This is a genomic window from Sphingobium indicum BiD32 (assembly GCF_000382885.1).
In the GTDB taxonomy this organism is placed as follows: domain Bacteria; phylum Pseudomonadota; class Alphaproteobacteria; order Sphingomonadales; family Sphingomonadaceae; genus Sphingobium; species Sphingobium japonicum_C.
This window is the reverse complement of the sequence record NZ_CAVK010000151.1, coordinates 20,083-31,711: the sequence shown is the minus strand read 5'-3', so window position 1 is coordinate 31,711 and position 11,629 is coordinate 20,083. Positions and strand designations below refer to the sequence as shown.

The window sequence follows — 11,629 nt, the reverse complement described above, 5'->3', positions numbered from 1 at the left end:
CTATCGAGAGGGTGACACCCCTCCACCATTCGCTTCGCGAACGGTCCCCCTCCCCTTGCAGGGGAGGAATATTTGGTCAGTTCTTTTCCTGATCCACCAGCTTGTTGGCGCCGATCCAGGGCATCATCGCGCGCAGCTTGGCGCCGGTTTCCTCGATCGGGTGGCGCTGGGCGGCGATGCGGCTGGCCTTCAGCTCCGGCTGGCCGGCGCGGTTGTCGAGCACGAAGTCCTTGACGAAGCGGCCCGACTGGATGTCGGCCAGGACGCGCTTCATTTCCTTCTTGGTCTCTTCGGTGATGATGCGCGGGCCGGTCTTGATATCGCCATATTCGGCGGTATTGCTGATCGAATAGCGCATGTTGGCAATGCCGCCTTCATACATCAGGTCGACGATCAGCTTGAGTTCGTGCAGACACTCGAAATAGGCCATTTCCGGCGCGTAACCGGCTTCGACCAGCGTTTCAAAACCGGCCTGGACCAGAGCGGTGGCACCGCCGCACAGCACGGCCTGCTCGCCGAACAGATCGGTTTCGCACTCTTCGCGGAAATTGGTTTCGATGATGCCGCTGCGGCCGCCACCGACGCCCGAAGCGTAGGACAGGGCGATGTCATGCGCATTGCCGGTCGCATCCTGATGGACCGCGATCAGGCAGGGAACGCCACCGCCGCGCTGATATTCGCTGCGCACGGTGTGGCCCGGACCCTTGGGCGCGATCATGATGACGTCCACATCCTTGCGGGTTTCGATCAGGCCGAAATGGACGTTCAGGCCATGGGCAAAGGCCAGCGCCGCGCCGGGGCGCAGATTGGCGTGAATGTCGTCGGCATAGATGGCGGCCTGATGCTCGTCGGGGGCCAGGATCATCAGGACGTCTGCCCATGCGGCGGCTTCCGCGTTCGGCAGAACCTTGAAGCCTGCACCCTCGGCCTTCTTGGCCGACGCCGAACCGGCGCGCAGGGCGATGGCGACTTCGGCCACGCCGCTGTCGCGCAGATTCTGCGCATGGGCATGACCCTGTGAGCCGTAACCCAGGATGGCGACCTTCTTGCCCTTGATCAGGCCGATGTCCGCGTCGTGATCGTAATAAACCTTCATGAGTGTCTCTTCCCTCGAACAAATCTCCTCGCCCCGCCGGGGAGAGGATATGAAATCTTGGCCTGGCGCAGCCGGGCCTAGATGAAGTTGGAGAGGGGGTTTGGACGGACGAACGTCGCTGCCCCCTCTCCCAGCTTCGCCTAGGCAGCGAGCTGCCAAGGCTGCGCAACCCTCTCCCCATTGGGAGAGGGAATCCGTTAAATCGCGTCTTTCCCCCGGATCAGGCCAACGACACCGGTGCGGCCGACTTCGACCAGACCGATCTGCCGCATCAGCCCGACGAAATTATCGACCTTGTCGGTGGTGCCGGTAATCTCGAAAATGAAGCTTTCGATGGTCGTATCGACCACCTTGGCGCGGAACACGTCGGCCAGGCGCAGCGCTTCGATCCGGTCCTCGCCAATGCCCGCCACCTTCACCAGCGCCAGCTCGCGCTCGACGAAGGGGCCGCTTTCGGTGAGGTCGGTGACCTTGTGGACCGGGACCAGCCGGTCGAGTTGTGCCATGATCTGGTCGATCACCTTGGGCGGGCCGCTGGTGACGATGGTGATGCGGCTCACCCCATGGTCGGGGGTGATGTCGGCCACGGTCAGGCTGTCGATATTATAGCCGCGCGCAGTGAACAGCCCCGCGATGCGCGCCAATATGCCCGCCTCGTTGGAGACGGTCAGCGACAGGACGTGCCGCTGGTTCAGTTCTTCCTGAATATGCATCAGATGCTTGTCCCGTTGTCCTGTTCAGCGTGCCCGTCCGCATTGTCGGGGCGCTGCGAAATCATTGCCGTAAAGGCATAGTGCCAGCCGCCATCCTGCCGGTGGGCGAGGCGGACGGGAAAACCCGTCACCGCATCGAACATCCGGCTCAGATGTTCGCCCACATAGCGCGGCCCGATCAGCAACGTGCCGATGTGCCGCTCATGATGCTCGAACCCATGGTCCAGATGCACTTCCCATTCCTCATTGTCCGGGTCGGCATGGTCGATGGTCCAGCCGGTCAGCTCGGCGCTGCCCGCGTTCCGCTCGAAATCCCATGGTTCCGTGACGTGGATGCGAAGCTTCAGATGTTGGGTCACACCCCCATCCTCATACCAATGCCTTCGCCTCGTCCGTCATGCTGCCCTTCACCTGGCTGGGATCGAGCAGCATTTCGGTATGCGCCGCGCCGGACGGGATCATCGGGAAACAGTTGGACAGTTTGGCCACGCGGCAATCGACGATCACCGGGCCGGGCGTGTCGATCATGGCGCGGATGCCGCTTTCCAGGTCAGCGGGGCCGTCGATGCGGATGCCGGTCCAGCCATAGGCTTCGGCCAGCTTCACGAAATCGGGCAGGCTGTCGGAATAGCTGTTGGAATAGCGGCTCTGATAGGTCAGTTCCTGCCACTGGCGGACCATGCCCATATATTCATTGTTCAGGATGAAGATCTTGACCGGCAGGCGATATTGGCTGGCCGTCCCCATTTCCTGAATGTTCATCTGGATCGACGCATCGCCCGCGACGCAGATGACCAGACTGTCGGGATTGCCCATCTGCGCGCCGATGGCGGCGGGAAAGCCATAGCCCATCGTGCCAAGGCCACCCGACGTCAGCCATTTGTTGGGCGCGTCGAAGCCGAAATGCTGCGCCGCCCACATCTGATGCTGGCCGACTTCGGTGGTGATGATGATGTCCTTGCCGGTCGCCGTGCATGCCGTGTAGAGATCGGCAATCGCGCGCTGGGGCATGATATCGGTCGCATTTTCGGCATAGTCGAGCGACTTTTTCGCGCGCCAGCCATCGATTTGCGCCCACCAGCCCGACAGGTTGGCGGCTTCATGGCCGCGCGCCTTCCACAGCGCGATCATGTCGGCCAATGCGCTGCCAACGTCGGCGACGATGGCGACGTCGACATCGACGATCTTGTTGATCGAGCTGCGGTCGATGTCGATATGGACCTTGCGGCTGCCCGGCGCAAAGGCATCCAGACGGCCGGTGACGCGATCGTCGAAGCGCGCGCCGACGCAGATGATCAGGTCCGCCTGATTCATTGCATAATTGGCTTCATAGGTGCCGTGCATCCCCAGCATCCCCAGCCATTGCGGGCCGGTTGCGGGATAGGCACCCAGACCCATCAGCGTAGAGGTGACGGGCGCGCCGGTCAGCGCGGCGATTTCGCGCAGCAGGGTGGAAGCTTCCGGCCCGCTGTTGATGACGCCGCCGCCAGTGTAGAAAACCGGGCGTTCCGCCGCGGCCAGCATCTCGACCGCGCTGTCGATCCCGGCGGCGTCCGCCTTGGTCTGCGGATGATAGCTGGCATGGGCGACGGGTTCGGGACGCTTGTAGGGCGCGGTGGCGATCTGGACATTTTTGGGAATGTCGATGACGACCGGGCCGGGGCGGCCAGTGGTGGCGATATGGAACGCCTCATGAATGACGCCCGCGAGTCTTGCCGGGTCCTTCACCAGATAATTATGCTTGGTGCAGTGGCGCGTGATGCCGACCGTGTCGGCTTCCTGAAACGCATCGGTGCCGATCAGTTGGGTTGGAACCTGGCCGGTGATGACGACCATGGGGATCGAATCCATCAGCGCGTCGGTGATGCCGGTGACGGCATTGGTCGCACCGGGACCGGACGTGACCAGAACGACGCCGGGCTTCCCGGTCGACCGGGCATAGCCCTCCGCCATATGGGTCGCGCCCTGTTCATGGCGGACCAGCACATGCTTGATCGTGGGATGGTTGAAGAGCGCGTCGTAAATGGGCAGCACCGCGCCGCCCGGATAGCCGAACACGACTTCGACGCCCAGATCCAGCAGGCATTCGACCAAAATGTCCGCGCCGCTCTTTTCGGCCACGATAGATTCCTTCGCATTGTTCAAGCCGCGCCCTTTGCGTCAAGCGACGCGAAATGGCAAGGAGGCCGCCACTATCTGACACAAAATGACGTGTCAAATACTATTGTTGTAATTTAATTACCATTTCACCGATAATATTGTCATCAATGTGCCGCCTTTCCCGGTCCCAGCCCGGCGGCGGCTGGTTGGAGAACCAGGTATATTGCCGCTTGGCATATTGCCGCGTCGCCAGCCGGCCTTTTTCGACTGATATGTCCAGTTCAGTGTCGCCTTTGATCCAGCCCCTGATTTCCGGCACGCCAATCGCCCGCATTACCGGCAGGTCGGGGTGCAGGTTGCGCGCCAGCAGCGCCTCGACTTCCGCCACCGCGCCCTGCTCCATCATCTGTCCGAACCGGCGATCGCACCGCTCCATCAACCAGTCGCGCGGCGGCAGCAGGATCATCGGGGACAGGGTGATCCGATCGCCAATTCCGCCGCTCTTATGTTGCTGCCATGCCTTAAGCGCTCTGCCGGTCGACCGCACCACCTCCAGCGCCCGCGCCACCCGCGTCGTATCGGCAGGAGCAAGCCGGGCGGCGGCCTCCGGGTCCTCAATGCTCAGCGCCGCATGGGCATCGGCCACCGGCAGCGCGCGGACGGTGGCACGAATGTCAGGGTCAATCTCCGGCACCGGGGCGATCCCGTCGAGCAGGGTGCGGATATAGAGGCCGGTGCCGCCCACCAGCACCGGCAGGCGACCCGCCTCATGGGCGGCGGCAATCTCGGCCTTCGCCTCGGCCGCCCAGCGCGGCGCGGTGCAGGCCTCCGCCCCGTCGATATGGCCGAACAGCCGGTGCGGCACATCGCCCATTTCCTCTGCTGATGGCCGGGCGGACAGGATCGCCAGATCGGCATAGACTTGGCTGGCATCGGCGTTGATGACGACGCCACCGGTGGCCTTGGCCAGCGCAATGGCAAGCGCGCTCTTGCCGCTGGCGGTCGGCCCGGCAATAAGCGCGACCCGTGGGCGGGATTCGCCGGTTCTTGGTTCGGAGTGTAGCATGTTCGTCGCGACCTTAGTGGCAAGCGCCTCGATGGGGCAGGGGGATATTGCAGAGGCCGCCGATCGACTGGCCAAGGCGGGTTGCCAGCCGGGCGATACTCTATGGCTGGACGCGGACAAGGCCGCCGATATTTTCTTCGCTGCCGATCCGGTCGCGGCCCGCGCGGCGCTCATTGATCTGGGGCAGGGGGTCGACGTGATCGTCCAGCGCCAAGCCACCCGCGAAAAGGCGCTCATCATCGCCGACATGGATTCGACCATGATCACCGTAGAGTGTATTGATGAACTGGCCGACTATGCCGGGATCAAGCCGCAAATTGCCGAGATCACCGAACGGGCGATGCGCGGCGAACTGGATTTTGCGGGCGCACTGGACGAGCGGGTCGCGCTGCTCAAGGGGCTGGACGACAGCGCCATCGACCGTTGCCGCGCCGAACGGGTCGTCATCATGCCCGGCGCCAGGGCGTTGGTCCGCACTATGAAGGCGCGCGGCGCACAGGCATTGCTGGTGTCGGGCGGATTCACCCGCTTCACCGGACCCGTGGCGGAGGAGATCGGCTTCGACGCCGCCGTCGCCAACGTGCTGGAGATTGCCGACGGCGCACTGCTGGGCACTGTCACCCGGCCGATTGTCGATGCGGCGCGCAAACGGGCGGAACTGGAAGCGATGATCGCTGGCGGTATCGACCGCGCGCTGACTCTGGCAGTGGGCGATGGCGCGAACGACATTCCGATGATCGAAGGAGCAGGGCTGGGCGTTGCCTATCATGCCAAGCCCAAGACCCGCGCGGCGGCGGCGGCGGAGATCGTCCATGGCGACCTGTCGGTGCTGCTCTATGCGCAGGGCATCGCGTCCGCCGATTGGGTGCAGGACTGAATTTCGGCCGTTTCGACGCATTATCGTGGTTAAGCCACTATTCGCCGTCATTTCGCTCCGGTAATGGATTCGATTGCGTGGTTCGCACGTTGGCGTCGCGTCGCACCAGTTGGCGATAAGAGGTTCAACGCGGCGTCCGGCGATCCCCGCCATCGCGCCCAGGGAGAAGATATGAAAATCAACCATATGGCTTTGGCTGCTGCCGGGCTGCTCGCACTGAGCGCCTGCGCGAAGAATGAAGCCCCCGTCACCGTCGCGCCGCCGGTCGGCCCCGGCGCGATTGCCGGCACTGTCGCTGCCGACCGCGATGGCGACGGTTATGTCGACGGTTATTATACGTCGGATGGCATGTATCACGCCGTGCAGGGTCCGCCTTGCCCGCCGCCGCCCCCGCCGACCGCGCCCCGTCGCGGAGAACGCGGCTGATCCGTAAGCCAGAACGGGCGCGGCACCCCCGCCGCGCCCGTACCTTGCCCCTCGCTCTGCTGCTGGCAGCGTGTGCCTTCACGCCGATGGCCGCGCGCGCCCAGCCGGTCGCGCCCGCCGACGCGGCGAAGTCCAGTGTTGCGTTGGAAATTCGCGCAGGCGTCAGCGGCAAGCTCAAGGAATTTTACGCACCCCGTGGCTATTGGCCGCTGTGGGTCGAAAAGGAGGCGATCGGTCCACAGGCCGACGCGCTGCTGGCGCTGATCGCCAGCGTTGACGGCGATGGCCTCGATCCACGCGACTATGATCCGCGCGGCCTCCAGCGCCTGATTGAGGAAGCCGACGCCAGCCCAAGCCCCAAGGCACTGGCCCGCGCCGACCTTGCCCTGTCCAAGGCGTTCGCCGCGCTGGTCGCCGACATGCGCCGCCCGGCGCGCGGTATGGGGATGCGCTATCTCGACCCGGAAGTCGAACCGCGCGATCCCGATCCATCCGACCTGCTGCGCGCCGCCGCCATCACCCCGTCGCTGACCGACTATATCCAGACGGCGGGCTGGATGAGTCCCTTCTATATGCGGTTACGCACCGCGCGTTCGGACTATCAGGCGAAATGGGGCGACCTGCCCCATGTGAGCGTGCCCGACGGCGTCAAGCTGCGTCCCGGCGGGCGCGTACCGGAAATCGCGCTGCTACGCCACCGACTCGGCCTGCCCGACGGCACCGCCTATGACAAGGCGCTGGTGGCGCGGGTGCGCAGCTTTCAGAGCGACCATGGCCTGACCGCCGATGGTGTCGCGGGGGCGCAGACCATCATCGGGCTCAACCGGGGGGCGGCCTATTACGAACGGCTGCTGGCGCTTAATATGGAACGGACCCGGCTGCTGCCCGGTCCCTGGGTGCGGCACGTCGTGGTCGATGCCGCATCGGCGCGACTGTGGTATTATAGCAAGGGCGCGCTCGACGGCACGATGAAGGTCGTGGCGGGCGCGAAGGACACGCAGACGCCGATGATGGCGGGCATGATCCGCTACGCCACGCTCAACCCCTATTGGAATATCCCGCCCGATCTGGTGCAAAGCCGGGTCGCGCCCAAAATCCTGAACGGCGCGTCGCTCAAAGGTCTGCATTATGAAGCGCTGGCCGACTGGAGCGCGAACCCCGCGCCGCTGGCGCAGAGCGCGATCGACTGGGGGTCGGTCGCGGCCGGGCGCAGCGAAGTGCGGGTGCGGCAATTGCCCGGCGGCGACAATGCAATGGGCCGGGTGAAGTTCATGTTCCCCAACGACCTTGGCATCTATCTGCACGACACCCCGTCACGCGACCTGTTCGCCAAGCCCGCACGCCATTTCAGCAATGGCTGCGTCCGGCTGGAGGATGCCCAGCGCCTTGGCCGCTGGTTCTTCGGCAAGCAGCCGGTCGCGGACGGCAGCGCCCCGGAACAGCATCAGCCGCTGCCCCAGCCGGTGCCAGTGTTTCTGACCTATCTGACCGCCGTTCCCACGGCGCAGGGCGCGCAGTTTCTGCCCGACGTCTATGGGCGGGACGGGGAGTAGGTCAGGGCAAGATTGATTTGACCCACAACCGTTCGCCCTGAGTAGGAACTTGGCGAAGTCGAAGGCCCATATCGAAGGGGCGCGCCTAACCGCAGTCCTTCGATACGCCATTTCGACAAGCTCAATGGCCACTCAGGACGAACGGTTATGAGGCTGGCTCAAACGAACGCAAGGACGCCCGCCCCTAAAGCCCCGCCACCAGCCCGTCGATCGCGCCCTGCAAAATGTAGCTGGCGGCCAGCTTGTCGACCAGCACTTCGCGGCGGGCGCGGCTGGCGTCGGCTTCCAGCAGGGTGCGCGTCACCGCCTGGGTCGACCAGCGTTCGTCCCACAGCAGGATGGGCAGTCCCAGATCCAGGAGGTTCTGGGCAAAGGCGCGGCTGGACTGGCTGCGTGGGCTGCCGGTGCCGTCGAGGTTGAGCGGTAGGCCGATGACGATACCCTTGACCTGCTGCTCCGCGATAAAGGCCGCGATGGCGATCTTGTCCTTGGTGAACTTGCCGCGGTTGATGGTATGGGCCGGACTGGCGATCGACCAGCGATCGTCGCACAGCGCCAGCCCGATCGTCTTTGTCCCCACATCCATGCCGATCAGCCGCCCGCCCTCTGGCAGGCAGTCGCGGAAGGCGACGCGGTCCGTGGTCAGCAGGCTCATGATTTGAGGAACGCGGCCAGCCGTTGCCCGGCATCCTCACGGACATTGGCCCAGAACAGGCTATAGTCGTAAACATGATAGTTGTTGCCCGGCAGGGTGAACGGTCCCATGTCCACCGGCTCGCCGATCATCAGCACGCCGCTGGTGTCGCAGCGCGCAGGGACGATGCCGGTGATCAGGCGCGGCGGCTTGCCTTCTTCGCGGCTGTCGAGCGTGCCGCGATTGGCGCTGGCCGGGGCCGCGCCGTTGAATGCGCCGGTGATGGGATTGGTGCAGAGCATGTGCGTGCCCTTGCGCGGCTTGCCGCTGTAGCCGGTTTTCTTGCCGAACGTCTCGATCACTGCTGATGGATCGGCCGGTTCGGCATAGCTTTGCCAACTGACGATACAATGCGCCTGCGCTGCCCGTGCGCAGGCGGGCAGGCCGAGCGCGGGCAGGTCCGCCTCCACAGAGATCGGCCAGCCCACCGCATAGACCGCCGCGACCCGATCGGCGACCGGCTTGTCTGCGACCTGTTCGCGCAGCAATTGCAGCAGGTGGCGCGACCCCTGGCTATGCCCGGCCAGGATCAGCGGCCCGGTCGGATTGGCTTTCAGGAAGGCGGCAAACGCCTGGGCCACGTCGCGATAGGCAGCGGCCAGCGCCTTGTCCCCCTCCGGCTCGTCGGTCAGGAAGGCGCCATAATTGGCCTGGCGATAGCGCGGCGCCCAGATATTGCCCGCCGCGTTGAAGGCGCTGGCCTGTCCGGTGACGAAGCGGCGCGCGGTGCTGGCAGCCTCCTTGTCGTCCAGCCGGACGTTCCAGTGGGCGTCGCCAAAGGTGGTGATATAGCTGGTAGGGTGGATGAAGAACACCGCCGCCTTTTCCGGCACGGGCGCGTCCTTGATCCCCTGCGGTGTCCAGAGCGCCGGATTGTCCTTCACGATATCGGGCCGGGCGATCCACATCGCCTGTCCGTCATAGGCGTCGGCGGGCAGGGGTTTAAGGTCGCTAAACGCCTCACGCGGGACCATGACCGCGCGGATCAGCTGCATCCCCCAGATGCGATAAACCAGCAGCGCGGCGATCACCAGCACCACAAGGCCAGCGATGACATAGAGGAATTTGCGCGCCACGACTGCTCTCCGATGTCGGGCGGAACCCGTCCCGCCTTTCTGCCCGCCTGTCTGGCCCAAGCGCTGCGGCGGCGCAAGATGAACCATGGTCGGCAGGTCGCCCCTTGAAGCGCGGTAAACCGAGTGCTAGCGGCGAAGCCATGTCGATAGACCTTCAAACCGTAAAAAAGATCGCCAGCCTCTCGCGCATTTCGGTAACTGACGCCGAAGCGCAAGCCATGGTGCCCGAACTCAACAACATCCTTGGCTGGGTGGAGCAACTGGGTGAGGTGGATGTCACCGGCATAGAGCCGATGACCGCCGTTATCCCCAATATCCAACGCCTGCGCGTGGACGCCGTGACCGACGGCAATGTCCGCGACAAGGTGCTGGCCAATGCGCCCCAGGCCGAACATGGCTTTTTTGCCGTTCCCAAGGTGATCGAGTGAGGAAGGCCGTGCGCTTCCCTTCCCCGTTCGCCCTGAGCCTGTCGAAGGGCCGCACTTTTTTTAAGAAGGACTGGGCTTCGACAAGCTCAGCCCGAACGGAATTTTGGGTATGACCAATCTTACTGACCTGACCGTAGCCGAAATCCGCGACGGGTTCCGCGCTGGTGATTTTTCCGCGCGCGAAGTGGCGGAGGGTTTCAACGCCAATGTCGCGGCGGCCAAGGCGCTTAACGCCTTCATCGTCGAGACGCCGGAAAAGGCGCTGGCAGCCGCCGACGCAGCCGATGCTGCGAAGGCCGCTGGCGAAACGCCGGGCGCGCTGTCCGGCGTGCCGATTGGCATGAAGGATCTGTTCTGCACCGAAGGCGTGCAGACGACCGCCGCGTCGCACATGCTGGAAGGCTTTGTGCCGACCTATGAATCGACCGTGTCGGGCAAGCTGTGGGCGGCGGGCGCGGGGATGCTGGGCAAGCTGAACCTGGATCAGTTCGCGATGGGGTCGTCCAACGAGACCAGCTATTTCGGCAATGTGATTTCCCCATGGAAGCGCGGCGGCGGCGACAATGCGGCGCTGGCTCCCGGCGGATCGTCGGGCGGCTCCTCCTCCGCCATTTCCGCGCGGCTGTGCCCGGCGGCGACCGGCACCGATACGGGTGGATCGATCCGCCAGCCTGCCGCCTTCACCGGCATATCGGGCATCAAGCCGACCTATGGCCGCTGTTCGCGCTGGGGCATCGTGGCGTTTGCGAGTTCGCTGGATCAGGCCGGGCCGATGGCGCGGACGGTGCGCGACAATGCGTTGCTGCTGGAGGTGATGGCGGGCTTTGATCCCAAGGATTCGACCAGCCTCGATCTCGCGGTCCCTCAGTGGGAAGCAGGCTTGTCGAGTAACCTCACGGGCAAGACGGTCGGCATTCCCAAAGAATATCGCCCCGATGGCCTGAACGCGGAAATTGCTGCGCTCTGGGACCAGGGCATCGCATGGCTCAAGGACGCCGGTGCCAATGTGGTGGAAGTGTCGCTGCCGCACACGAAATATGCGCTGCCAACCTACTATATCATCGCGCCCGCCGAAGCCTCCTCCAACCTCGCCCGCTATGACGGCGTGCGCTATGGCCAGCGCGACCTGCCCGATGGCGCAGGCTTGCAGGACATGTATGCCGCAACCCGCGCCGCCGGTTTCGGCCCGGAGGTCAAGCGCCGCATCATGATCGGCACCTATGTGCTGTCGGCCGGTTTCTACGACGCTTATTATACCCAGGCGCAGAAGGTCCGGGCGCTGATTTCGCGCGACTTCGACCGGGCCTTCGAGCAATGCGACCTGCTGCTGACGCCGACCGCACCGAGCGCGGCCTTCACGCTGGGCGAAAAGCAGGCCGATCCACTGGCCATGTATCTGAACGACGTGTTCACCGTGCCGGCTTCGCTGGCAGGACTGCCGGCGATGAGCGTGCCGGGAGGGCTGGACAGTCAAGGGCTGCCGCTGGGCCTCCAGATCATCGGCAAGGCGCTGGACGAGCAGACGGTGCTGAACGCAGGGTTGGCGATCGAGGAACGGGCTGGCTTTGTGGCGCGGCCGGACAAATGGTGGTGATCTAAT

The 11,629-nt window shown here is 64.5% G+C and carries 12 protein-coding genes; 5 read left to right on the top strand and 7 right to left on the bottom strand.

From position 1 onward, the window contains the following. Nucleotides 1-76 precede the first annotated feature (76 nt). The 5 genes from ilvC to miaA form a co-directional block, all read right to left on the bottom strand. The gene (ilvC, locus tag EBBID32_RS15450) at nt 77-1,096 is read right to left on the bottom strand and encodes a ketol-acid reductoisomerase (protein WP_006960081.1); all 1,020 of its coding nucleotides are present in this window, start codon (nt 1,094-1,096) and stop codon (nt 77-79) included. A gap of 197 nt (nt 1,097-1,293) precedes the next feature. Further along, entirely contained in the window at nt 1,294-1,809 is a 516-nt protein-coding gene (ilvN, locus tag EBBID32_RS15445; RefSeq protein WP_006960079.1) for an acetolactate synthase small subunit, read from the bottom strand. After that, nucleotides 1,809-2,168 carry a hypothetical protein gene (locus EBBID32_RS15440; protein WP_006960077.1) on the bottom strand — a complete coding sequence of 120 codons (360 nt, stop codon included), beginning with the start codon at nt 2,166-2,168 and terminating at the stop codon, nt 1,809-1,811. The genes ilvN and EBBID32_RS15440 overlap by 1 nt, the downstream gene beginning before the upstream one ends. Nucleotides 2,169-2,178: 10 nt before the next feature. Next, nucleotides 2,179-3,930 carry an acetolactate synthase 3 large subunit gene (locus tag EBBID32_RS15435; RefSeq protein WP_037491115.1) on the bottom strand — a complete coding sequence of 584 codons (1,752 nt, stop codon included), beginning with the start codon at nt 3,928-3,930 and terminating at the stop codon, nt 2,179-2,181. Between the two features lie 100 nt (nt 3,931-4,030). After that, complete coding sequence (gene miaA, locus EBBID32_RS15430) at nt 4,031-4,975, bottom strand: tRNA (adenosine(37)-N6)-dimethylallyltransferase MiaA (RefSeq protein ID WP_006960073.1); 945 nt, start codon at nt 4,973-4,975, stop codon at nt 4,031-4,033. Between miaA and serB the strand changes: the two genes are divergently transcribed. The 3 genes from serB (at nt 4,974) to EBBID32_RS15415 (ending at nt 7,831) form a co-directional block, all read left to right on the top strand. Next, nucleotides 4,974-5,852 (top strand): phosphoserine phosphatase SerB, encoded by an 879-nt coding sequence (gene serB, locus EBBID32_RS15425; RefSeq protein ID WP_006960072.1) that lies wholly within the window; start codon nt 4,974-4,976, stop codon nt 5,850-5,852. The genes miaA and serB overlap by 2 nt on opposite strands. A 171-nt stretch (nt 5,853-6,023) precedes the next feature. Next, complete coding sequence (locus tag EBBID32_RS15420; RefSeq protein WP_006960069.1) at nt 6,024-6,278, top strand: hypothetical protein; 255 nt, start codon at nt 6,024-6,026, stop codon at nt 6,276-6,278. A gap of 86 nt (nt 6,279-6,364) precedes the next feature. After that, nucleotides 6,365-7,831: a L,D-transpeptidase family protein gene (locus EBBID32_RS15415; RefSeq protein ID WP_006960067.1), complete on the top strand. Its 1,467-nt coding sequence runs from the start codon at nt 6,365-6,367 to the stop codon at nt 7,829-7,831. Nucleotides 7,832-8,015: 184 nt separating this feature from the next. Here the strand turns inward: EBBID32_RS15415 and ruvX are convergent, their stop codons facing one another. Further along, entirely contained in the window at nt 8,016-8,486 is a 471-nt protein-coding gene (gene ruvX / locus EBBID32_RS15410; RefSeq protein WP_006960065.1) for a Holliday junction resolvase RuvX, read from the bottom strand. Next, nucleotides 8,483-9,601, bottom strand: a complete 1,119-nt coding sequence (locus tag EBBID32_RS15405; RefSeq protein ID WP_006960063.1) for a DUF3089 domain-containing protein — start codon at nt 9,599-9,601, stop codon at nt 8,483-8,485. Before EBBID32_RS15405 ends, ruvX begins: the two co-directional genes overlap by 4 nt. 140 nt (nt 9,602-9,741) lie before the next feature. Here EBBID32_RS15405 and gatC point away from each other — a divergent pair, with 140 nt between their 5' ends. Beyond that, the gene (gatC, locus tag EBBID32_RS15400; RefSeq protein ID WP_006960061.1) at nt 9,742-10,029 is read left to right on the top strand and encodes an Asp-tRNA(Asn)/Glu-tRNA(Gln) amidotransferase subunit GatC; all 288 of its coding nucleotides are present in this window, start codon (nt 9,742-9,744) and stop codon (nt 10,027-10,029) included. A 109-nt stretch (nt 10,030-10,138) separates the two neighbouring features. Further along, entirely contained in the window at nt 10,139-11,623 is a 1,485-nt protein-coding gene (gene gatA, locus EBBID32_RS15395) for an Asp-tRNA(Asn)/Glu-tRNA(Gln) amidotransferase subunit GatA (protein WP_006960059.1), read from the top strand. Nucleotides 11,624-11,629: the final 6 nt, after the last annotated feature.